This is a genomic window from Pseudoalteromonas denitrificans DSM 6059, from assembly GCF_900112265.1.
Taxonomy (GTDB): domain Bacteria; phylum Pseudomonadota; class Gammaproteobacteria; order Enterobacterales; family Alteromonadaceae; genus Pseudoalteromonas; species Pseudoalteromonas denitrificans.
On the sequence record NZ_FOLO01000071.1, the window covers coordinates 1 to 23607 of the forward strand.

The 23607-nt window shown below is 33.1% G+C and carries 16 protein-coding genes; 5 read left to right on the forward strand and 11 right to left on the reverse strand.

Going from position 1 to position 23607, the window contains the following annotated elements; all coding sequences use genetic code 11:
• The coding region (locus BM088_RS24325; RefSeq protein ID WP_143085153.1) for a transposase at positions 1–218 on the reverse strand (218 nt) is incomplete at its 3' end.
• Positions 219–560: 342 nt separating this feature from the next.
• Positions 561–2123, reverse strand: coding sequence for a hypothetical protein (locus BM088_RS24330; protein ID WP_091991059.1), 1563 nt, complete (start codon positions 2121–2123; stop codon positions 561–563).
• A 297-nt stretch (positions 2124–2420) separates the two neighbouring features.
• Between BM088_RS24330 and BM088_RS24335 the strand changes: the two genes are divergently transcribed.
• Complete coding sequence (locus BM088_RS24335) at positions 2421–6194, forward strand: DNA replication protein (RefSeq protein ID WP_091991061.1); 3774 nt, start codon at positions 2421–2423, stop codon at positions 6192–6194.
• A 1016-nt stretch (positions 6195–7210) separates the two neighbouring features.
• Here BM088_RS24335 and BM088_RS24340 read toward each other — a convergent pair.
• From BM088_RS24340 to BM088_RS24350, 3 genes are all read right to left on the reverse strand, one after another.
• Positions 7211–8833, reverse strand: coding sequence for a winged helix-turn-helix domain-containing protein (locus BM088_RS24340; protein WP_091991064.1), 1623 nt, complete (start codon positions 8831–8833; stop codon positions 7211–7213).
• Positions 8834–8889: 56 nt separating this feature from the next.
• Positions 8890–9414, reverse strand: a complete 525-nt coding sequence (locus BM088_RS24345) for a protein tyrosine phosphatase family protein (protein WP_091991067.1) — start codon at positions 9412–9414, stop codon at positions 8890–8892.
• A 169-nt stretch (positions 9415–9583) separates the two neighbouring features.
• The gene (locus tag BM088_RS24350; protein WP_091991069.1) at positions 9584–10474 is read right to left on the reverse strand and encodes a LysR family transcriptional regulator; all 891 of its coding nucleotides are present in this window, start codon (positions 10472–10474) and stop codon (positions 9584–9586) included.
• A 154-nt stretch (positions 10475–10628) separates the two neighbouring features.
• Here BM088_RS24350 and metE point away from each other — a divergent pair, with 154 nt between their 5' ends.
• Positions 10629–12899 carry a 5-methyltetrahydropteroyltriglutamate--homocysteine S-methyltransferase gene (gene metE, locus BM088_RS24355; RefSeq protein ID WP_091991072.1) on the forward strand — a complete coding sequence of 757 codons (2271 nt, stop codon included), beginning with the start codon at positions 10629–10631 and terminating at the stop codon, positions 12897–12899.
• 83 nt (positions 12900–12982) lie between these two features.
• Here metE and BM088_RS24360 read toward each other — a convergent pair whose 3' ends face one another.
• Genes BM088_RS24360 through BM088_RS24375 form a run of 4 tightly spaced genes read right to left on the reverse strand, consistent with a single transcriptional unit; the run spans position 12983 to position 18919 of the window.
• Positions 12983–14491: a polysaccharide deacetylase family protein gene (locus BM088_RS24360; protein WP_091991075.1), complete on the reverse strand. Its 1509-nt coding sequence runs from the start codon at positions 14489–14491 to the stop codon at positions 12983–12985.
• Between the two features lie 41 nt (positions 14492–14532).
• Positions 14533–15606, reverse strand: coding sequence for a c-type cytochrome (locus BM088_RS24365; protein WP_091991077.1), 1074 nt, complete (start codon positions 15604–15606; stop codon positions 14533–14535).
• Between the two features lie 59 nt (positions 15607–15665).
• A complete protein-coding gene (locus BM088_RS24370; RefSeq protein ID WP_091991080.1) occupies positions 15666–17405 on the reverse strand; it encodes a bifunctional protein-serine/threonine kinase/phosphatase in 1740 nt (579 codons plus the stop codon).
• A gap of 29 nt (positions 17406–17434) precedes the next feature.
• Positions 17435–18919, reverse strand: a complete 1485-nt coding sequence (locus BM088_RS24375) for a NarK family nitrate/nitrite MFS transporter (protein ID WP_091991082.1) — start codon at positions 18917–18919, stop codon at positions 17435–17437.
• A gap of 312 nt (positions 18920–19231) precedes the next feature.
• Here BM088_RS24375 and BM088_RS24380 point away from each other — a divergent pair, with 312 nt between their 5' ends.
• The 3 genes from BM088_RS24380 (at position 19232) to BM088_RS24390 (ending at position 22496) form a co-directional block, all read left to right on the forward strand.
• A complete protein-coding gene (locus BM088_RS24380) occupies positions 19232–19672 on the forward strand; it encodes a type 2 periplasmic-binding domain-containing protein (RefSeq protein WP_143085154.1) in 441 nt (146 codons plus the stop codon).
• 11 nt (positions 19673–19683) lie between these two features.
• Positions 19684–20832 (forward strand): hypothetical protein, encoded by a 1149-nt coding sequence (locus BM088_RS24385; protein WP_091991085.1) that lies wholly within the window; start codon positions 19684–19686, stop codon positions 20830–20832.
• Between the two features lie 146 nt (positions 20833–20978).
• A complete protein-coding gene (locus BM088_RS24390; protein ID WP_091991088.1) occupies positions 20979–22496 on the forward strand; it encodes a sensor domain-containing diguanylate cyclase in 1518 nt (505 codons plus the stop codon).
• Between the two features lie 16 nt (positions 22497–22512).
• Here the strand turns inward: BM088_RS24390 and BM088_RS24395 are convergent, their stop codons facing one another.
• Together BM088_RS24395 and BM088_RS24400 are read right to left on the reverse strand one after the other, a co-directional pair.
• Positions 22513–23280, reverse strand: coding sequence for a type IV pili methyl-accepting chemotaxis transducer N-terminal domain-containing protein (locus BM088_RS24395; protein ID WP_091991091.1), 768 nt, complete (start codon positions 23278–23280; stop codon positions 22513–22515).
• Positions 23281–23331: 51 nt separating this feature from the next.
• Positions 23332–23607, reverse strand: a 276-nt coding sequence (locus BM088_RS24400; protein ID WP_143085155.1) for a transposase, incomplete at its 5' end; no start/stop codon positions are given.

Consider the following 23607-nt stretch of genomic DNA (forward strand, 5'->3'; position numbering starts at 1 on the left):
ATTAATATGCCTTTTCTTGACCAAAGAAGAAAACGACGATAAATGGTATTCCACAACCCAAAACATTCAGGTAAATCACGCCACGGACAGCCAACACGTAAGCGATAAAGTATTCCTTCTAGTGTTTGTCGATGTTCAAGCTTGTTATAAACTCTATCTTCAAGCAATATAGCTTTTAGTTTCGACCACAGCTCATCAGTGAGCATTAATCGGGGCATGACAATCTCGTTTAGTTTGGTTTTGGCGAAGTGAATTATACGAGATTGTCACTTACGCACAAAATTCAAACAAAGATCAACAGCCCCTAATAGGCAAAGTACACCAGTAATAATTCTAAAAAGAGGTCTTAAATGATTTTGTTCTTTTTGGTATAAATTCATATCATTCACCTAAATTGTAAAGGGTCGGTTTCTCCGACAAATCTGTCATTAGCGTCAGTAATTTTTTAAGCAATTTTTGCATTCATAAAATGTTGGCCTATCTTCACCTTGATAGGCAACAAAGCCACCAGAGCGGTCATAGGAATTTAAAATCAAATTACCAATTTATAGAAAAAATGATTATTCTAATATTTTTGTAAGAGAGTTAATAAGCTCTATCATTTGCTCTAAAATTTTATCAAATGCGAAGACTAGATCGCTATCATCAATATTAAGGCGATTAATTGTCTTTTCATACTTGGAACCTCGTCTATGAGCGACACCTGTTGAACGTACTCCTTGAAGCCCACCCAAGAAACTAGCAGCATCAAAATTTATGTCTTTAGATTTAAGAAAAGCTGAAAATAATTTTATAGATCCACTTTCATCACAAGGCATTACAGCCTTAACTCCCTTCACATTTATTGAGTCTATTGTGATTTTAACAAGTGATAAAACTTGAGAGTCAAATTCAGATTGTTCATTTTTTGTTAAGCAATGTAATGTGTTAAAACAATGCAGATCTGAATTAGTTAAAGGAAGAAATAGATACCAACCAAAGTGTTCAAACCATTCACTTTGAAACCTTTCAAACGCCCCTTTAAAGATTAAATCAGGGCTTTCTGGATTTGACCATTTACCAAGCATACTCCGTTCAAAGTATGTATTACTCATCTCTTTATTTTCAGCCCCAATATTGAAACATTTCCAATATTTTTGTTCAGAATTAGGTATGCTTCTCCCTAAATCACCCAAAAACACACAGACATGATCTTTTGAATTATTGTCAATTTTTAGCTGCCAATAACCAACTTTATATATCATGCTATCTGAAACTTCATACTCTGTTGATGCATTATAATATCTTTGCATAACATCTTTACTAAAAAATATCTGAGTTAAATAGTGTGGTGCATCAGGATTACCACCGAAATAGTCAGCTAGAATTGATGGGTTACAGGAATGATATTTTGAATCGTGCTCGTCCCCTTCAATTATAAAATCTTCGTATTCTTCTTCTAAACTAAAAGGTGAGGCACTTTTTTCTGTTAATTTTTGGCAATCAATTAATTTTTTACCAACAACTCTTGTAAAGTTTTTATAACCTTTTACATACGAATCATTAGAGAATTTATCATATCTAATGTTGTTTTGTTTAATAATTAATTCGTTATCAAATTCTTCGTTAAAATGAAAAGAGCTTTCAAAAAACAAAAGTAAATTCATTTGTTTAGCTGCCATAAATGCTTTTAAGAATGAAGTTCTAATTACAATTTCTTTTTTAGAATATCGAATTACTTCAATCTCTTTTCCATTATCATCATCAATAATATATTTAGAGTTTTTAGTGTCATTGTACAGCCCCAAGTACAATACTAATTCTTGAAGAATTTCATTATATTTTTCTTTTCTTCCTATAAAATCTCGAACAAAAACTAACGGTAAAAACTCAGATGTATGTTCTTCATAACTTACATCATCACCACATAATATAATTGAAGGACTACCACTACCATATGAAAAATCCCAACCGTAAGAGTCCATATACACTTCTCGTCCAACTATAGGAGCTAAACAAGAGTATTGTGAACCATCAATCGTTTTATCATCAGAATCAAGGTTCTTATATAAAGGAATCCATGTTTCATTACCTAGTTCATTTTCACAATAAGAAACAAAGTTTGATATTTTATTTTTTGACAAGAGAATCCTTCCTAAATTATTAATAAGTTATTTATTATGCTTGCGATAATACCATCTGAAAACATTAGGGTTTTAAAATAAAGACTTAAAAGTAAAGCTTTTGTTATATATTTTCTAATGAATTCGTTACTAGAACTTCATAACGGCAAGGTCGTCCAAATAATTCCACGAATCCTAACTATTTTAAACATTCAATTACATAAATATATTTACAGGTTTAGATTCCTTTTAATAATAAAAAAACGCAATATAACAGCACTTACTTTTTAGATAAACATTTCAGGTGTAAGGATACTTATGAATGCCACGAATCAAATTAAAGCAAAGTTATTAGAACTTGAAGGTGGGATATTTCAACGTTTATGTGATGACTGGTTGCATCGCAAAGGATATGACAATATCAATGCTATAGGGATGATGCAGTCAACTGATAGAGTAACGAAAGGCACCCCTGATTGTTTATTTATACAGCCTGATGGTTTTTATGTTTTTTCTGAATATACAGTCCAACAGAATCGATTAGCCATTAAACTTGAAGATGATATTAATAAATGCTTTGACGAACAAAAAACGGGTATTAAAAGTGAGAAAATTAGCGAAATAATAATTTGTTATTTAGGAAAACTATCAACACATGAAATTAATCATCTAACAAGTCTTTGCCAAAAAAGAAATACCAGATTAAGTTTGAATGGACTCGATTCAATGTCTCTTAGCATTCAAAACTGCTACCCCGTTTTATCTGAACAATATTTAACTTTACCTCTCGATACAGGGCAACTACTCCCCGTAGACGACTTTATTATCAGGTATGGGAAAAACAACCTAACGACTTCCATAGACAATAAAATGTTATTTCAGGATGAATTAATTAAGCAAGGCATGGCTCAATTAGAGCAAGAGCAGTTATTGTTAGTATCAGGTGCAGCAGGTGTAGGTAAGACATTATTTTCTGTAAATTTAGCTAAGACAATGCAGGAAACAAATTCAGCTCTAAAAGTATATTGCCTGTTTGATAAGGGGGCAGACCTAACGAGAGATATAACTGCACATTTAAGTGAGCCTGGTGATTACTTAATCTTTGTTGATGATGCAAACAGGCTAGATAATAGGCTCGACTACATTTTACATTACCTCAATGAAAATGATGGCAATAGAACATTTCGTATTATTGCTACCGTTAGGGATTACGCTCACGATTCAGTAGTAAGTCAGGTTAGTAAATTCACAAATATACATGAGCAGTATATATCCCCCTTAACAGACGAACAAATTAAAGAGTTAATTGTTGAGTTGTTTGATATTCATAACAGTGAATATCAACAAAGAATTCAAGAGATATCAGGTGGTAATGCAAGGTTGGCAATGATGGCTTCAAAAGTAGCCATTGAAACTAATCAAATCAACTCAATACAAAATGTCGCATCTTTATATGATGATTATTTTGGTCAAAATGAAAACATAAAAGAAGTTGTAGAAAATGAGAAGTTAATGGCGGTAGCGTGTGCTATCTCTTTCTTTAGAAAAGTAGATAAGCTAAATGATTCGCATATGGGGTGGGTACAAAACTCATTTGGCATTTCGTCTGAAGAATTTTGGGAATATGTTGGTATTTTACATAAAAATGAACTTGTAGATTTATACGAAGATGAAGTTGTAAAAATATCAGACCAAGTTTTATCGACCTATTTATTTTATCTATCCGTATTTGAAAAGAAAACAATACCATTTTCATTAATCGTTAATGACTTTTATCCTGATTTTAAAAGAACCATAGTTGATGCCTTAAACCCTGTAATTAGTGCTTTTGACCACAAAAAAATAGTAAAAGAAATCAGGTGTGAAATAGAGGGAACATTCAAAGTAATTTCTGAATCTGGAGATATTAGGAGTTCAATTGAATTTTTGAATTCATTTTGGTTTGCGCTGCCCACGGAAACATTAATTTTTGCCAAAAAGTTAATTTCTGAAATGCCCTGTATAAAAGAATCTTGGGAAGATGAGTCGTTTGAAGAAGAAAAAGGAGAATCAACTGAATCGTCATTAGTTACTTTGCTAAGTAATTTTAGAAACTATGGTAAAGCTGAGTTTAAAATGTCTTTTGATTTACTTTTACAATATTTATCAAAAAGTAAAGAGTCTCTTGGTTGCATTATTAAAGAATTAACAGAAAAGTATAGCTTTAAGCCTAATGATTGGCGTTATGGTTATTATATTCAGGCTCATGTTGTTGATACCCTGATCGAGAGAAGTGAATGTGGTAAAAATTATTTATTTTCTAAAATTTTTACCTTAGTAGCTAAATCATTTTTAAAAATTGAATATAGAGAGCATCAATGGAGCCGAGGCGATACCATTAATATTATAACCTTTAGGTTATCGCCAGATGAATACCTCATGCCAATAAGACAGAAATTAATTGCCAATTTATCAATTCTACAGTGTCAGTTAAGCTACAAAAAAACTATTCAGGAAATTTTTCAGGAGTACGTAAGTCAGCTAAGGTTTAAAGGAAAAGAAATGGCAGAGGCTGATTTGCCATATATAAAAGAATGTTTTGTCATTAGTTTAGATTCGAATAACACTTCGCATTGCTTAATTGTGCAAGATCTTTGTGATCATTTAGACTCACTTGAAATTGAATATCCAGCAGAATGGAAAAATGATTTTGCAAGTGAAACCCTTGAACTTTCAAACTTACTTCTTGAAGATAGGCAAGAGCGAAGAATGCTAGACATGGGATATGAAGAGTACAATAAATACCGCCATCAATGCGTTGTAAAGTATTTTTCGATTCTCACAAAAGAGCAGTTTACCCAATTCATGGAGCAGTGCGTTTCGTTACATAATGCTCTTTCTGGTAGAGAAAGAGATTATTCCCTTAAAAGAGGTATTGAAATGAGTTTAAAAGCCATTGGTGAAACTCATGCCGAAGAATTCGTAGATTATGTGTCTTTATATATGGATTATGACGATATATTTGAAGTTAACCCATTTTCAATTATTTCTAACCTTTTTAAGACTCAAGATGCGAATAAAGTATGGAAATTAATTAACTCAAAAGATTATCGCTGGAAGAAGTATTGGTGCTCATTTTATTTTTCGTTATTGCCAGAAGAAAGTATCACTAAAACGGATGCTGAATCGTTACTTGAACATTTAAACTACACGCCAAGTAATGAGTTAAGAAATTGGTTAGATTTCTTATCTAAGTACCAGACCGTAGATAAAGAAATATATGTAAAAGCGGTAAAGTTATTGGTAGATAAATCAAAGGAAGACAAAAATTACGCTAAATCATTAGGCCATATTTTCAGTGATAACTCTGAAATATTTGGCTCTTGGTTTGAAATATTTAAATCAGATGAAAAACTAATATTTGATGCTTATTTAGCAGTATTCAAGATTGAACGGTATTGGGATTATAAAGGAAAAGCCTTAGATATATTGACAAAACGTAACACGACTTTCTTGGGCGAAATTGTAGATAGTATCTATGATAGTGAACGCTGGCCTGATTCTCATACAAACATGCCAGAGTTAGACTTTTTATGGGAAGGAGATAACTTTATAGACGATATAGAGAAATATGGTAAGTATGTTTATCACAAAGAAAAAGATTCATACGGCATTGGTGATAATATTTTTTGCAAATTGTTTTTGAAAGAAAAAGGGAGAAATGAAGCCGAAGAATTGATTGAAAAAAAACAATCATTCATCAAACACACTATTTTGAACAATATTGATGACATCAAGTATTCTTGTTTTATTTTTAACCTTGCTAACTATATGAGCGACGATTTTCGAAGAGAACTATTAAGTTTGTTTTTACAAGGTAATAATAATTATAATGACTTTCAAACGCTTGATTACGAGTTCACAACAAGAAGTTGGTCAGGAAGTAGAGTCCCTATACTGGAAAGAGAAAAGAACTATCTTGCCTCTATATTGCCATTATTCAATTCTGTGGAGTTACTTGAGCATAGAGCATATGTTGAAGAACAAATTGAACATAAAATTAAGTCAATTGAGTATGAGAAAAAGAGAGATTTTTTGGAAAGTAGGCATTAACCATATCTGCTTTTCTGCTTTCATCCAGATTATTGATGCAAAATCTAAATCGAACTATTGTTTGAAGGTTATAGTCCGATTTTTGGCAAAGTTTAGCGTTTAGAGATGATACACGACAGGCAGCTATGAGCTTATACCAACCCCAAAAACAAGCAGTATATTTTAGTTTAACTTACCCTGAATATGCTCATGGTTTCTCAAAAGCTTAATGTCGGCTTTGAGCTTAAACCAGCCCCATAAAAAAACAGAGTATTTTGGTGAAAACCACCTTGAATATGCTCTTGACTTCGCAAAAGTCCTATGACCGCTTTAGGCTCAAAGTCACCATCCATGAATAAATAGCAAAGGTCTGTTTATGGCACGCTTCGGCTGTTCAGGGCCTGAAGTGGCCCCTCAATTTTGATAGGGAGAGGTAGGTTACTCCGACAAAGCGATCACTCAATAGATCACAAGTTTGAACCAATACTAAGAATTGACTTAAAAACTATGATCTTCACAAATGACTAGGTATATTGAGTGGTTACTATTTCATCATTGTTAAACTTTCCTTGAGTTATATAAAAATTAATTATGCGTCTTATTATATTGCTCAAAGTGACAAAAAAATCATCTTAATAACAATACTCCAAAATGCCACATTAAATCTCGACTTGCTCAGTTATTCAGTGCTCAGCTATTCAGTGCTTAACTACTCAGAAAAACCTGAACGTTATCCACATACAGATATTTAAGGCACTTAATTCAGGTGTGGCATATGGACACCTGAAATGATTTATTTTTCAAAACAAAGAGCAATTTATTTTTGTTTTGTTCAAAAACGTATATAGCTAGAAGTGGAACTGCCATTACTATTAATCCAGAGAGTACCGATGTGACTTGATTATTAAAACGATTCAGCAGCGTAACACTTGAGATCCCAGCACTTATAACTCGACTGACGTAGAGTTCAACTAGTGGGATAGCAGACAATTTTCATAGCTGAAAAATGACAGGTGATTTGTCAGATCGAATGCTGACTAATTCACTTCATATATTGGGTTTTTGTCTAACCAAGCATTGACCCGATATATCAAATGTTTTGATTTAGATTCTTGAGCAATTTTCATTGCTTCATATGTTAAATCTTCGACTTTCTTAAAGTTTCCCTTTAGTTGCATTAAATTGGCTTTCGCTAATAATATCCAAACTTTATTTGTTGCGACACCATTCTTATTTGCTATTTTCATCGCTTTTGAGAAATAGGTTTGAGACTCTTGATAATCTCCTAATTTATCAGCAACCAATGCTAATTCAATTAATGCAGTTGTTTGACCATAACTTCCTTTAAAAGACTGGTGATATAATAAAGCCGATTTTAATAATTTAATTGCTTGAGGATATTGCTGTTTTAATCGATATATTTTCCCTAGTTCTTCATAGGTATAAGCGATAAAAAGTTTATCTTGAACGCGCTCTGCCAAAGTACGTGCTTTTTCAATATAAGATTTAGCACTTTCTATGTGTATTTGAGGTGTCATTGCATCCTCATGCCAATTAATGAGTAAATACCCAATTAAAAGGTAATCGCGGATTTCTTCTCGAATATCATTATTTTTTTGTGCAGAACTTATATTTTCTCGTAATAGTTTTATACCTTGCTCAACTTGTCCTGAATTGGCAAAGCTTGCAGCTAAATAACGTTTTGCGGCAAGTAATTTTGGATTTGAATGTAATGCAGATGTAAAAAATGGTATTGCTTTAATATAATCACGTTGAAGATAAAGCGCCATGCCATTGACAAAAGCTTCATTACTAAAATCACTTTGATATGACAATTTAGCCTGAGGTTTGTAATCACTAAAACGTTCGGTTACTTTCTTAACGATTTGATCGAATGCTTCAGTTATGCTTGATGAAAATGCAACTCCACGTTCAACACTATGATTTGAATATATAATATAATGTAATTGAAAATCTTGGGGGTAGCCTAGTAAGCGGGTGTGAATGATGATATCGGCACCTGTTGTTTTTCTAATTTGATTGACCTGCGCTTCATCACTCATTTTATTAAAAGTATCGATTCGGCTAATTGCATGTAAAACATCATCAGTTTCGATTACATTAAAACCTGTTTGATGGCTCAAGTTTTTAATTAAATAGTCCATTCCCTCTATCGGTACCCAAGCATGAATTTTATCAGGCATATCATTTTTTACAGGCAAAAAAGTAATGTTTAAAGCATGTTTTTGATTTTGGAGTGAATTTAAGTAAACAAAAAGAAATAATATTAAAGCAAATATAATAATTAAAATGGAAAAAGTAATTTTATATTTTTTAAGTTTTATAATGAAAGGTTCCGATTTTTTATAGGGGGTTATTTGTGCGGTCCATTGATACCCTTTTTTTGGGTAAGTTTTAATAACATCACTTCCCAATAAATCACGTATTTCCTTAATTGATTGTACTAAAACTTGCTCTTGCACAACGACACCGTGCCATACATGATCAAGCAAAGCTTGTTTAGTAACCACATCATTTTTATTTTCAGTTAAATACTTTAAAACTAATAAGGTTTTTGCTCGGATATTCGTTTTTTTGTCATTTTTAATTATCCAGCCTGAATGTAAATCAAGTTGGATATCACCGAGAAGATATAACATAAGGTAATATTAGCTCTTAAAATTTATCAATAAAATTATTTTTTAAAACAAAAATATCACTTGTTTTTATCTATAATTGCTCTTACTTTTGTTTCTAAACGCGTTAAGCCAGCCTTTTTACCAATAGATATTGCTTCATCTAAGGTATTTCTTTTATTTAAATAGGCATCTAACGCAAACATGGCCCCGACTCTATTGCCACTGGCACAATGCACAAATGTTTTATTGTTATTTTGATTAATTATTTTTGAGAATTTAGTCACGTTTTCAGTCGTTAAATCGACTGCACCTGCAATCGGAATTGAAATATATGTCATTCCTAGTGCTTTCGTTTTAGCCTGTTCGTCAAATTCAATAAATTCATTTTGTGCCCTTAAGTTTATGATGGTGGTGACGCCATTTTCTGACAAAACAGATAAATCCTTTAGGCTTGGTTGGCCACCAACTATAAATCGCTCAGTAAGTTTTTGTGTATTTTTGGCTGATAATAAATGGCTTAAATCATTGGTTTGTGCAAAGGCATTAAAAGTCAAAAAAAACATTAAAATTAACATGGCTTTGTGTTTTAAAAATAGCGTCATAAATTTCTTGTTTTAATTAATAAAATCAAATAGTAACTTTATCTCTAGGTTACTGCAATATTAGGCGTTCTTGTTCTTTATTCATATAAACGCTTTTGTGTCGAACTGAGTTAACTTAATGCGCAACCAAGTTTTAACTTCAAACAACACATTACACTCAAGTATTAATTCAAGCTTGTTTAGCTAATGCCACAAAACTTTTAACATACTCTATCTCTGACTCTTGTTCTCGTAATCCTATAAAAATTTGTTTATGTATGCCTTTTTTACCTAACCGTATCGCTTTAATAGGTAAAGCATTGGTATATTGTTCAACAAGCCAAGCTGGTAATGCTGATACACCTCTATTACTTGCTACCATTTGTAGCATAATGTCTGTTGTTTCGATTGTTTCGATTGTTTTATGTTTATATGGACTAGATTGTGCCGGTAACATGAATTTACTGAATATATCTAATCTTTCTATCTCTATTGGATAAGTAATTAAAGTGACATTACTTAAATCCTCAGGTGTAACATAGTCTTGTTGTGCAAGTTGGTGATCAGCATTTACGACTAATACCAATTCATAATCAAATACAGGCTCGAATATCAGACCACGTTTGAATAAGGGATCTGGGGTAACTAAAGCATCAATATCATGGTTAAATAAAGCGCCAATACCACCAAATTGAAATTTCTGCTTTACATCTACATCTACATCACTCCACAACTCTAAATAGGGAGCGACTACTGTCAATAACCATTGGTAGCAAGGGTGACATTCCATGCCAATTCGTAATGTGCCTTTTTGGCCTGCTGCAATTTGCTTCATTAGAACTTCTGTATGCTCTAATTGTGGCAAAATTCGATTTGCTAGAGACAACATAGACTCCCCCGCTTGCGTTAAACGCAAAACCCGCCCTTCTTTGGACCATATTTTTACATTGAGTTGAGATTCTAGTTTTTTTATAGCGTGACTCAAAGCTGATTGGGTTAAATGTAAACTAATTGCGGCTTCGGTCAAAGTGCCTCGCAGGCTTACTTGCTGAATAATCGCCAGATGTGTTCGTTCAATCATAGTTAAGTTCCTAGTAAATTAACAACCTATGAATGTAATTCATAAAACAATGAAAAAACACCATTATTTTTCATTGTTTATTGCTATTACAGTTATAGCCATCTAAACATCTATTTTTAATTGATGAAAATTATAAATAAAAAGGAATATACAAATGGCAATATTACATAACTTAGGTTTTCCACGTATTGGTGCAAAACGAGAGCTTAAATTTGAATTAGAAAAATTTTGGTCAAACAAAATTTCTGAAAAAACTCTTCAAAACACGGCACAAACACTACGTGCCAAACATTGGGAAAGTCAAAAAGATTTAAATTTAGTACCTGTTGGTGATTTTTCATTTTATGATCAAGTGCTTGATACAAGTTTTTTATTAGGAAATATTCCTGATCGTGTATCAGATCTTGAGGGTGGTTCACTTGATAACTATTTTAGAATTGCACGTGGTCGCTCAGCAATTGATACTGGTTGTAGTTGTGTACATGCTGGTGAAATGACAAAATGGTTTGATACTAATTACCATTACATAGTGCCTGAATTCACTAAAAATACTGAGTTTAACTTAGATAGCAGCCGTTTACTTAGCCAAGTCAATGAAGCTAAAGCGTTAGGACATGATGTTAAGCCTGTGATTCTTGGCCCTGTTTCTTACCTTTGGTTAGGTAAAACAAAAGATGAGTCACAAAAAATTGCCTTATTAGATAAAGCTTTATTGGCTTATTCGCAGTTGCTGGCTGAACTTGCGCAAAGTGGTGTTAACTGGGTGCAAATTGACGAACCTATCTTGGTGACGGAACTGAGCCATGAATGGCAACAAGCGTTAAGTAAAGCATATCAAACACTCAGTACAAGTTCTGTAAAATTACTGCTTGCAACTTACTTTGGCCAATTGAAAGAAAATTTACCATTATTATGTGAATTACCTGTAGCTGGTGTTCATTTAGATGCTATTAACGCAAAAGATGAAGTGGCAGCTTTAATTGAAAATTTAAATGAACAACAAGTTGTATCATTGGGTGTGATCAACGGTCGTAATATTTGGAAAACAGACTTAACAGCGTTATTAGATTGGCTAGAACCCCTATCAAAGCAATTAGAGCAAAGGTTATGGATAGCACCTTCTTGTTCTTTATTGCATGTACCTGTTGATTTAAACAGCGAAGTGAAACTTGATGCTGAGATCAAAAACTGGCTAGCATTTGCAACACAAAAACTAGCCGAATTATCACTAGTTGCCCAAGCATTAAATGAAGGCCGAGACTCTTGCGCTCAAGCTATTGCAGATAATGCTGCTGCAATTGAAAGTCGTCAAAATTCACCTCGCGTAAATAATCCAACTGTTAAACAAAGAGTTGCTTCTATCACTGATGAGATGGCTTTACGTCAATCTCCTTATGAAGCCCGTGCAGCGGTTCAAAAAGAAATATTTAATTTACCAGCTTACCCAACAACGACAATAGGTTCATTTCCACAAACCACTGAAATTCGACAAGCACGTCGTCAATTCAAAAATGGTGATATTAGTGAAGTTGAATATTCAAAATTAATGAAAGCTGAGATCCAGCTATGCGTTGATATTCAGCATGAGTTAGAGCTTGATGTTTTAGTGCATGGCGAACCTGAGCGTAATGATATGGTTGAATATTTTGGTGAACAACTCGATGGTTATGCATTTAGTCAGTTTGGTTGGGTGCAGTCTTATGGCTCTCGTTGTGTTAAACCACCCATTATATTTGGTGATATCTCTCGCCCTAAAGCCATGACGGTTCAGTGGAGCGAGTTTGCACAAACATTAACAGATAAACCAATGAAAGGCATGTTAACGGGTCCTGTTACGATTCTAAATTGGTCTTTTGTTCGTGATGACCAACCGCGCTCTACAAGTTGTTTACAACTGGCACTTGCTATTAGAGATGAGGTTTTAGATCTTGAAAAAGCGGGTATTAATATCATTCAAATTGATGAAGCTGCACTACGTGAGGGTTTACCTCTTAGGCAATCACAGTGGCAAGAATATATAGATTGGGCGATTAAATCATTTAAAATTACATCAAATGGTGTAAGTGATAAAACACAAATTCATACTCATATGTGTTATTCAGAATTTAATGACATGATATCGGCAATTGCAGATATGGATGCTGATGTTATTACAATCGAAACATCTCGCTCAGATATGGAACTGTTAGATGTATTTGATGAATTTAACTATCCAAATGAAATTGGCCCAGGTGTTTATGATATTCATACACCCAATATTCCGACAGTTGATTATATGGTTACATTAATGGAAAAAGCGGGCGAACGAATTCCTGCTGAACGTTTATGGGTAAATCCAGACTGTGGTTTGAAAACACGCGGTTGGGCTGAAGTTAAACCTGCACTTGAAAACATGGTTAAAGCGGCTAAGCAATTAAGAGTTTAGCTGTTCAGTTAATAGATATTTAGACAATTAAAGCTGCGATTTATCTACAAATCGCAGCTTTTTTGCTATAAAAATATACCGGATTATTTAGACTTGCTAACGCCTAATAATTTATCAACAGTTACAAATTTATAACCTTGCGCTTGATAGCTTTCTATAATTTTTGATAAAGCAGTTGCTGTATTGTTTCTATTTCCTCCACCGTCATGCATCAATATAATTGCTTCAGAGTGTTGATTATCCAATACCGCATTTTCTATATTTTTGACTGAGTTTGTATTTGAATTCCAATCTCTGGTATCAACTGACCAGTTAACAACTAAAATCCCTTTTTGGGCCAGATATTTGATCTGATCATCTCGGATACGACCATAGGGCGGACGAAATATTGCGGCCCTGTACCCTATTGTTTCATTCAATAAATTATTTGTAGGCTCAAATTCTTGTTGCCACCAAGTATCGTTATTTTCAAAAGTACTGGTATCAGGGTGTGACCAAGAGTGATGTGCGATTGTATGACCTTGCGCAGCGATATTTTTAAGTACTTGTGTATTACTTGAAATATTTTGACCCATGACAAAAAATGTCGCTTTTATGTTATGCGATTTCAATACATTAATAATTGGCTGACTATATTGAGAAGGACCATCATCAAAAGTTAAAGAAACTTGTTTTTCATTATGTAAACCTTCTAAGAAATAGAGTTTGGGAAAAGCTATTGCTTGACGAGAAAATTCATAATCTGGTACTTGATCAAATTCATCAATGTTTGGCGTTCTAACATAAGGGTTTGTTTTAACTTCCCTACTACTTTTATCATACCAAATTAAGATTTTAGACGCGGGAATTTGCCAAATATTATGAATAGTAGCCGCTGGGTGATCAGCAATATATTTGTCAATTGCACGGGTCATTATGGAGATGCTTTTTAATGAATAATTAGCTTCATTTAAAGAAAACCACTGTGTTTCAAAATTAAACTTATTATTTGATTCTAATAAAAAACTTAAATATGTAGATTGTTCTATTTCTGGAAGTTCAGACCATACTAATGAGTGATTATTGGCTTGCATCCATAAATGCGCAAGAGATATAAACTTTATACCTTCTATTAAATTTATATTATTGCTATTTTCATTACTCTGATATTTTGATTTCAAAACTTGAAATAGTAAAGCAAGTTCAGCTTCACTGCTATTGCCATTATTAATGATCGATTTAAATACAGAGCTTTGAATTATAATATTGGTTTTGTCTGAGTTGAAATGAGATAAAACATTATTAGTGGCAGCGCTGTCATTGATTGGCGAAATAAAAATATTCATATCAGATAAAGATAATTTATTGTCTATTGTTTCAATGGTGTTATTGAGTAATATTTTTGCTTGATTTAATGCTGAGTTAGTAAAGGATATCGTTTGTGCAACGTAAAGTGCTTTAAACTTTAACTGAATATCTTGCTTAAGATAATGAGTGTTATTGTAGTCTAAACTTGTATCTTGGCTGACGGTCTGGGTATTTAGTTGAGAATGTGAAGAGCCACAGGCTTGCAAAAAAATGACCAAAGTAAAAATATAATTCCTTTTACACATAGTTTTCCTATTTTGTTAATTAATATATTTAAAAATGTTTATTACATTGATTGGATGTAGGCAGCGACATGCTTAATATCATCTTGATTTAATTTTTTGCTTATATCTTTCATGACAAAGGATAAATGTTTATCCGTTGTTCTGGTTCCTTGTGAATAAGCTGACAATGTCATCCTGATATAACGTGCATGTTGATTTTTTAATCTCGGGGCATTCAGTGCGATATTTCCTTGGGCATTATCACCATGGCAAGATGAGCAAGCATTAATATTGCGGCTTTCATCCCCATAAAAATAAAGCTGTTTACCTTTCTTTGCCCACTGTGCATCTTGAAGTTTATTATGCTTTAAAGTATCTATACTTGGGTTAAGTTCATTATTATTTAAAGGTACTTGCTTAGAAAAATAAGCTGCGATCATTTTTATTTCATCTAAATTATAATCTGTTAATGCTTTATCCATTTCTTGGGTATGTCTCGCACCAGATTTAAAGTGTAACAACTGAGCAGTTAAATAACTCATGGATTGCCCTGCAAGTATAGGGGATTGTTTGGCATATTTGTCTGTTATAGGTGGGTTTCCAGTTTTACCATGACATTCAGAACAGGCATAGTGGCTGTTGGCTCTGACATCATTTATTAATGAACTGATCTTTTTCAATTTGTTCTTTTTTTTTGATCCTTGATTAATTGTGTAAAATAAAGTTTGTTTAAATGTGCCGTTTTTTTGCTTTACTGAAATTAACTCTCCTGAAATATGTTTATACAGTCCGGTGCCGCCTACAATGCTGATTGAAGAGCTTCCTTGGTCAAACTCACGACCTGCAACTTGAATGGTGCCTTTGGCTAAAGTTAAGGTCCATTGGCATTGTGAGCTAGATCCAATTTTAGTCCTTAAGCATACACCGCTATTGTTGCCAATTTTATCTCCGTTGATATCTAATAAAGGTTGATCAAACAGCCATTGATCACCTAGTGAGTCTCCTTTTTCTCCTAAGTCTAAATAAACTGCTGGAGATGTTATAGCATCGGCATAAGTAATTAGAGTATTTGCATTCGCTTTAATTAAATAAACAAAACTGATTAAAGCAAAACATAAGTTTATGATAACTTTCATTTTATTATTTGAATCCAAGGTTCTTTTTTATAAAGTGTACTCTTACAATAATTTGTTAATTATTTAAACGCAACTATCAATAAGGCTATAAATAAACATAAGGAAATGATTTGCCAAAATTTTACAGGGTCTCTTTCCATATAAGGCAGTGCTTTTTCTTGACCTGATTTTTCTACTATATGTGAACACATATCTGTTTCAAATTCTGAAAATGCCTGATATCTGTTTTTATGATCAGCGGCGCATGCTTGTCTTAAAGCTAAATCAATCCAGACGGGGCAATCTATACGGTAACTTCTAATAGATTTGTATTGCCATTTAGATAAGTTATGATTTATATCATTTTGATGTTTGATTGTTTTATATGGGAACTGCCCAGATAGTAATTCATACATCAATACAGAAATGGAAAACATATCGCTTTTAAAATCTGCTCTATGATCTATTAAATACTCAGGCGCACTGTACTCTAATGTACCCATAGGGTGATCAAGCTTCATTCCAATGCCATCATGAAAAGAAGTTACATGTGCCGCCCCATAATCAATCAGTGTAATGTGGTCATTTTCATCTATTAATATATTTTCAGGCCGTATATCGCGATGTATTATTTCCATTCTTTGTAAAGTACGTGCAGCTAATATTAATTGTTTTAAAATATTCTGTACTTTATAAATTTCAGGTTTGACATTTTGTAGCATCCACTGCCTTAATGACTGCCCAACAATGTGATCACTCAAGTGGTATAAAAACTTACTTTTGTTAGTTGCAAAGTAAACATTAACCAAGTTTACGTGGTTTGTTCTTTCTCCAATCCATGCCTCTTGAATAAAAGAGCGTAAGTAGTGCTGATCATCGGTGTAATTTAAAGAAGGTATCTTCAATATAAACTGCCCTGCTATCGTGTTATCTTTAACTAAATATATATGTGAGCGTGTACTATGTTGTATTATTTGTAATACTTGAAAATTATCTATTTTGTCTCCCACTTTTAATGGGGGTGGAATGACTTTCCCTTCTAAGTAATAATCCAATTCTTGATGACTCTCTGTCGTAGTGTGTTCAATTTTGACTATCAAACATGTTAAGTTTTCTTCACTACCCGCTTCAATTGCTTTATTAATTATTGTTTTACTTATTTTTTCTAAGTCTTTTTGAGTATGATGTTTTGATATTTTTGCTAATTCAAATTTAACCATTTTATTTGTTAAATGATTAAATACTCCATCACTACTGAGCATATAAATATCCCCAGCTAACATAGCAATTTTTTTATAATCGACTTCAATTCTGTGATCAGCCCCCATGGCTCTGGTCAATACAGTTTTAGAACCACCAGCGCTATGATTATGTTCTCTGGTTAAAGTCTCAAGAGCGTTATTGTGTAACCTTGCAATTCTACAATCGCCCACATGTAAAATATGAGCCGTAGAAGACTTACAAATAATGGCTGACAATGTTGTTAACCATTGACTCGATTGATTAGATTTTGCTTGACCATATAGCCAGCTATTTAAGCTTTTAAATACCTGAGCGCTTGATTTTTGTACTGACCAAGTATCTGGAGTCTCATAATAACTTTCTATGAACTGAGTCACACTTAATTGCGCGGCTTGTGCAGCATTATCTGCACAAGACAAACCATCAGCAATAACAGCACATGCGCCTTTATTACGTAATATACTTGATTTTGGCATCAAGGCTGCAAAAGCATCCTGGTTGTGTGCTTTTTTGCCTTGAGTTGAATACCCACCAATGGCTAACTTAAATGAGCTATCTTGATTCACTATTTTTTGCATTATTTATTGCTCGATACTTAATCCAAATTTTACCCTAGGTTTATCATTTGTACTGAGCCATCAGCATTAATTTCAGCCATTGCGCCTTTTGGTTCTGACATAAATAAGATAGCGATGAAGCCAATAACAGCGCTTACTGCAATGACTAAAAAAAATGTTTGGTAACTAACCAATGACAAAATCGTTAAGTATACTACAGCACCTACATTACCATAAGCGCCTGTCATGCCAGCAATTTGACCCGTTAAGCGGCGCTTAATAAGTGGCACAGCTGCAAAAACAGCGCCTTCCCCAGATTGAACAAAAAAAGAACACAACATGACAGCGAACACGGCCAAATAGAGCGGCCATTCCCCATTTAGTTGCGCTAATATGAAATAACCCAAAGCTAAACCAAAAGTCAGTATTAATAGCACTTTTTTTCTACCATATTTGTCGCTTAACCAACCGCCAACAGGGCGCGATCCTAAATTCATAAAGGCATATAAAGAGGCCAAAAAACCTGCATGAACAATATCTAAACTAAAAGTTTCGCTAAAAAACAAAGGCAACATAGAGACAACAGCTAATTCAGAACCAAAGGTAGCAAAATATAATATATTTAATACGGCTACTTGTTTAAAGGAATATCTGTGTATATCAGGTACGGGAGTGTTAAATATATGACCATTAACTTGCCATGTTTTTTTAATTTCAAAGACTAAAAGACATAACAGTGAAAAGTATATTCCCAGTGATAAGCTTTTAGAAATCATATCAATACCCGATGGAGAGAGTTTCCAAGTTAATAAAGCTAATGCAGCATAAAGAGGAATTTTCATCAATAATAATAAAAAGAAGTCACCAACTGATGTCACTTCCATAGCGCCCGATGTTTTAGGTTTAAAATAAGTAGCGCCTTTGGGTGTATCTGAGACATTAAAATACCAAATAAAACTAAATAACAAACATAAAACACCTGTTAAACCTATGCTGTATCGCCATGCATCATCACCTCCTAAACCTATATCTATAAAATATAGTGTCAATATGGGTAGTAACATAGCTGCAGCTGCTGAGCCAAAATTTCCCCACCCACCGTAAATACCTTCAGCAGTTCCTAACTCATTAGCAGGGAACCATTCACTGACCATTCTGATACCAATTACAAAACCCGCGCCAATAAAACCCAGTGCAAATCTTGCAATGGCTGCTTGCATAAAAGTATCTGACAATGCAAATACAAAACAGGGAATACTCGAAGCAAAAAGTAAAACGGCATAGCTTATTTTAGGACCATATTTATCAGTTAACATACCAATAATAATTCTTGCAGGTATCGTAAGTGCAACATTCAAAATTAATAAGGTTTTAATTTGGTCAGAGGTTAAGTTTAAACTTTTTGCTATCATGCCGAGCAATGGCGCATGATTAAACCAAACAAGAAAAGTAATGAAAAATGCCATCCAGCTTAAATGGAGTATTTTCATTTTTCCAGTGAAAGACCTTAAATTTATGCCTACAGCATCCGCCATTTTTTAATCCTTATTATCTTATATTAGTTATGTGAATTAATAACCTACCTGTATGGCAAGGAGCAAAGGCAATGCCAAGTAATATTAGATAATATAAACAATGGGTTAATGTATTTTCATTTGATATTCCCACCCACAAAGCACCAAAGTTAAACAAAAATGCACAGCAAAAGTGCAATTTTATATATTAAACATTTTTGGGTTTTTTATTATTACAGCTAGAAATTTGATATATCAGGAGATAATCCTATATTTAGCAATGAAACGGGCTTTCTGGTTAGTTCTGCCAGAGTTATCTCTAAGGAATTAATAATGTGTAAACAACATCATAAAAAACAACTCAGTTTAGCAATAGGTGCTCTACTTGCTGGGATGTTAACTACTTATTCTGCATCAGCAGAAATCGCTGTTATTGTAAATACAGCCAATAGTTCTACTCTTGATAAAACTGCAATTGAGAGAATATTCATGGGAAAAATGAAAAAATTCCCTAACGGTCAAGTGGCTTTGCCAATGAATGCGGCTAAAGGCATGGGCTCAAGAGATGAATTTAACAAAGCAGTAATAGGTCGCTCAAGTAGCCAAGTAAATGCTTATTGGTCTAAATTAGTTTTTACTGGTAAAGGTAGCATGCCAAAAGAGCTTTCTTCAGATGCTGAAATGATATCAACAATATCTTCTAATCAAGGTGCGATTGGTTATATCAACTCATCATCTGTCACTGATGCCGTTAAAGTCATTGCAAAATTTTAAGTGAGGATAATATGAAATATTTTAAACAGTCTCTTTCTGCCTTACTTGTATCAAGTTCTTTGATTTCAGGTTATGTTTGTGCTGACATTAATATATCAGGTTTTGGCTCTATTGTTGCTGGTAAAACACTTGGAACAGTAGATGATCCTCTTAATCCAGGGCAAAAACGAGATGAAATTCTAACGGCTGATTTTTACGATGTTGGCCAATATAATAATGATTTTAGTTTTAAACCTGAAACCATGTTTGCCTTGCAGTTTGTTGCAGATATGGGAGAAAAATTAAAAGTCACAGGTCAGTTAGTTGCAAAAGGTACTGATGATTTTAGCCCTGAGTTTGACTGGTATTATTTAACATATCAAGCGACTGATGAGCTAACCCTCATGGCTGGTAGACGTAATATACCTATGTATTATTTTTCAGAATTCTCTGAAGTTGGATATGCCTACCCCTGGATGAGACCCCCTTCAAATTTATATTGGTGGCAAGTTACGCAATTTAATGGCCTAACAGCCATGTATGATTTTACGTTAGGTGACTATTCAAATACCGTAAGTTTCTTTTATGGCAATGAATATTCAAATGACAATAAGGAAATGAATTATTACGATAAATTATATGGGGGCACAGCGAGAGCTGTGAATGAATTCTGGACTGATATTTTAGGTATAAACTGGAATTTATCAGGTGACTTCTTTGATGTGCGTTTTGTTTATTTTCAAAATGATAGAGATAGAGATACCATTGCACAAGATGGAAGTGTTACGGTTATGACACCGTTTTCTCAAACATTTTTAGGTTTTGGGGGCACAGTAGACTTAGCTCAGTTTACAATTTTATTTGATATGAATATGGTCGAATATGATGACGCTCATGGTACTGAGTATCCAACGTATTTGATTTCTTTAGTGTATAATATGGATGAATTTCACCCATATTTAAGCTATTCAAAAGCGGATCATAAACGTTCAAAACGTGTCGTTAAAGATGATTATGAGGAACATTATTTAATGAGCTATGGCATTCGTTATGATTTTCATCCTAGTGCCTCAATAAAGCTTCAGTATGATAAATTTGTTGAGCAGGGTCATGAGGCTACTGGCTGGGCATATCATGGTGACTCAGATACTATCAGCATAGGTGTTGATTTCATATTTTAAATCTACATGAAACAGCTACTTTATGATGGAAGTAGCTGTTTTATTTTAAAATCAAAAGGAATTATACCGTTTTTCAAGTTGTTCACTATCATCACAAAGAGGCTTAATTTATTTGAAAGGCTAAACTTTGGAGAAATAATCTTTAAATGGAATTTGAACAAACCTTAAATTCAGGAAAAGATAAATTCAGAATTGTGCTTGTTTATTTCTTTTTAGCACTTTTTAGTTTGTTGTCATTTATTGGCATTAATTTTTTTATTATCTCATCAAATATAAGTGATGCGCATAAAGGCTTTATCACTCAAACCAATGATATACACCAGCATTTATTACAAGTAACTCAAAGTACAAATTTTATATTAGATGGTTTTTCTATATTGCTTTCAAGTATTGGTTTAGAGAGCTATGGCACGATTGTTAAATACTCACATCAAGTGTTAAACCGTGTTCCTTATATTTATCAAATACAAGCAGCTCAAAGGGTAACAAAAGAAAACTTAAGTGAATTTAACGATATACAAAGTACATTTTATAATTATAAAGTGAAAGTATTTGATGGCAGTCGTTTCACTGATGCTAGCCAAAGTACAGCAAGTGAATTTTATCCCATCACTTTTTTTGCTGATAAAGATAATTTGTCCTTCAATAATTATGGTTTAGATGTTTTATCTCTGCCATTTTTAGCTAAATCTACCAAACTAGCTCAACGCCATAATAAAACTGTTATTTCAGAACCTTTTGATACCCTCGATGACGAACGGGTTTTTGTAATGGTGCAACCTTCATATTTTGAGCAAAAAATGCAGCCTGATTTTTTCTCTTTTTTTGTTATTAAATCAGATATTTTAGTTAATAAAAATTCTATTACACCAAATCTTGATATCGCTATACATTTGAAGAATGAACCTGAAAACTTATTGTACGAACTAGCTCAAAAAAATGTTTCGGAGCAAGAAAAAAGCTTATTACCACAATTTTCATATCAAAAAGAAATTTCTATAGGGGCACAAATTTTAATACTTTCAATTAAAAAACAGTTAACTTGGAATACAATAGCGCTCAATATTTTAGTGATTATTTTTATTGGCTCTTTATTATTTCTTTTTTCATTTTATTTGATGTTTAAAATACATTTTGATTCAGAGTTAATAAAAGTAAAACACAGTAAACAACTATTTGATTTAGCAAATTATGATGCCCTAACGTCACTTTCCAATCGTCATTCATTCAATAATAAGTTAATACACAGTTTAAAAGCTGCGGCTAGAAATAAGAGTCAGGTCGGTATTTTATTTTTAGACTTAGATGGATTTAAAACCATAAATGATACTTTAGGACATAATATTGGCGATCTTGTACTTAAATTGTCTGCGAATAAAATAAAGGTTACAGTCCGTGAAATTGATACTGTAGGTCGATTAGGCGGAGATGAATTTGCGATTATATTAGAGGATATTGAAGGGATCAGTTTATGCGAAACTATTATGGAAAGGTTAAAATTTTCTGTGGCGTCAATTACTGAAATAGACGCCCATAAAATTACTTTAGGAACGAGTATTGGTTATTCTGTATATCCAAAAGATGGAAAGTCAGCAGATGAATTACTAAATTTAGCAGATAAACGCATGTATATAGATAAAAATTATAAAAAGCAGGCTTCATAAGCCTGCCGTATATAAATTATTTTAATATTGCTTCATATAGCGAAGTTAAATCATTCATATCTTTTAGTATCGTTTCAGTGATAACTTGAATAACTCTCGGTACGTAACGCGCTTTTTTATTAGATTCAAATCTTGATTTATAAAAAGACCATTGTTCATGAACATTGGTTAATTCTTCATTTATTTGTGTGGTATTCCCTTTTGCTAACATAAGAATATCTAACCCTAAAGTAAATTCGTTGGCAGTCTTAATGAGTTGCTCTAAATAATAATCTTCTTTAAATCCTGAGTAGCTGGCTAAATAATAGAGCGCTATTTTTTGTGATAGCATACGCTGTCGGCCTGAAACATTAATAAGTTTTGCGCTGGGTTTATTCGAAAATCTTTCAAGAGATAATACTAATTTATTTGCAGTCCTCAGAATATCGGCACTAAAATCCACTATTTTAATTGTATGCTTTCTATCAGGTTCGGACAAAACAAAAATTCTAAAATCAAACCAACGCAACTTTAATACTTTAAGTGCTTTTTTAGATTTATCGTCTGTAATCGATTCAGCTAAGTTATGCAAATTTTCTTCAAATGTTGCAATACTTTTATCAAGTTCAATTGTTGCTTTTTCAGGTGTGATCTGACTTGCTATTAATATATAATTTTTTGCAATTCTTTGAGATAACATTCGCTGTAAACCAGCTTGGTTTATAGTTTGGGCTAAAGATAAAACTTTAGCCTGAGATGGAAATGTGAAAAAGAAAATTAAGAGTAACAAGGTTAATTTATTCATTATAAATAACTCTAATATAAGGTTTTTGTAATACTAGGGGCTGTTGATCTTTCACATTGGCAGCCAAATCATTGCACACGCCAGTGCTAGCATACTTTCAAACTGTAACTTTAATTTATCATATCTTGTAGCTATAGCACGGAAGTGTTTCAGTCTTGCAAATGCATTTTCAACTAAGTGCCTATATTTATATAAGCACCAATCTATATCTCCATTACCCGTTTTTGAGTTCTGCTTTCTGGGGATCACAGGGCTTGAATTTCTCTCTCGAACTTTATTTCTAATCGCTTCACTATCATAGCCTTTATCCGCGATAACAAAATCACC

Bases quoted from the DNA above. Each gene is read 5' to 3' on its own strand.
- BM088_RS24335 (WP_091991061.1), top strand. From the start codon at position 2,421: ATGAATGCCACGAATCAAATTAAAGCAAAGTTATTAGAACTTGAAGGT.
- BM088_RS24340 (WP_091991064.1), bottom strand. From the start codon at position 8,833: ATGTTATATCTTCTCGGTGATATCCAACTTGATTTACATTCAGGCTGG.
- BM088_RS24345 (WP_091991067.1), bottom strand. From the start codon at position 9,414: ATGACGCTATTTTTAAAACACAAAGCCATGTTAATTTTAATGTTTTTT.
- BM088_RS24350 (WP_091991069.1), bottom strand. From the start codon at position 10,474: ATGATTGAACGAACACATCTGGCGATTATTCAGCAAGTAAGCCTGCGA.
- metE (WP_091991072.1), top strand. From the start codon at position 10,629: ATGGCAATATTACATAACTTAGGTTTTCCACGTATTGGTGCAAAACGA.
- BM088_RS24360 (WP_091991075.1), bottom strand. From the start codon at position 14,491: ATGTGTAAAAGGAATTATATTTTTACTTTGGTCATTTTTTTGCAAGCC.
- BM088_RS24365 (WP_091991077.1), bottom strand. From the start codon at position 15,606: ATGAAAGTTATCATAAACTTATGTTTTGCTTTAATCAGTTTTGTTTAT.
- BM088_RS24370 (WP_091991080.1), bottom strand. From the start codon at position 17,405: ATGCAAAAAATAGTGAATCAAGATAGCTCATTTAAGTTAGCCATTGGT.
- BM088_RS24375 (WP_091991082.1), bottom strand. From the start codon at position 18,919: ATGGCGGATGCTGTAGGCATAAATTTAAGGTCTTTCACTGGAAAAATG.
- BM088_RS24380 (WP_143085154.1), top strand. From the start codon at position 19,232: ATGTGTAAACAACATCATAAAAAACAACTCAGTTTAGCAATAGGTGCT.
- BM088_RS24385 (WP_091991085.1), top strand. From the start codon at position 19,684: ATGAAATATTTTAAACAGTCTCTTTCTGCCTTACTTGTATCAAGTTCT.
- BM088_RS24390 (WP_091991088.1), top strand. From the start codon at position 20,979: ATGGAATTTGAACAAACCTTAAATTCAGGAAAAGATAAATTCAGAATT.
- BM088_RS24395 (WP_091991091.1), bottom strand. From the start codon at position 23,280: ATGAATAAATTAACCTTGTTACTCTTAATTTTCTTTTTCACATTTCCA.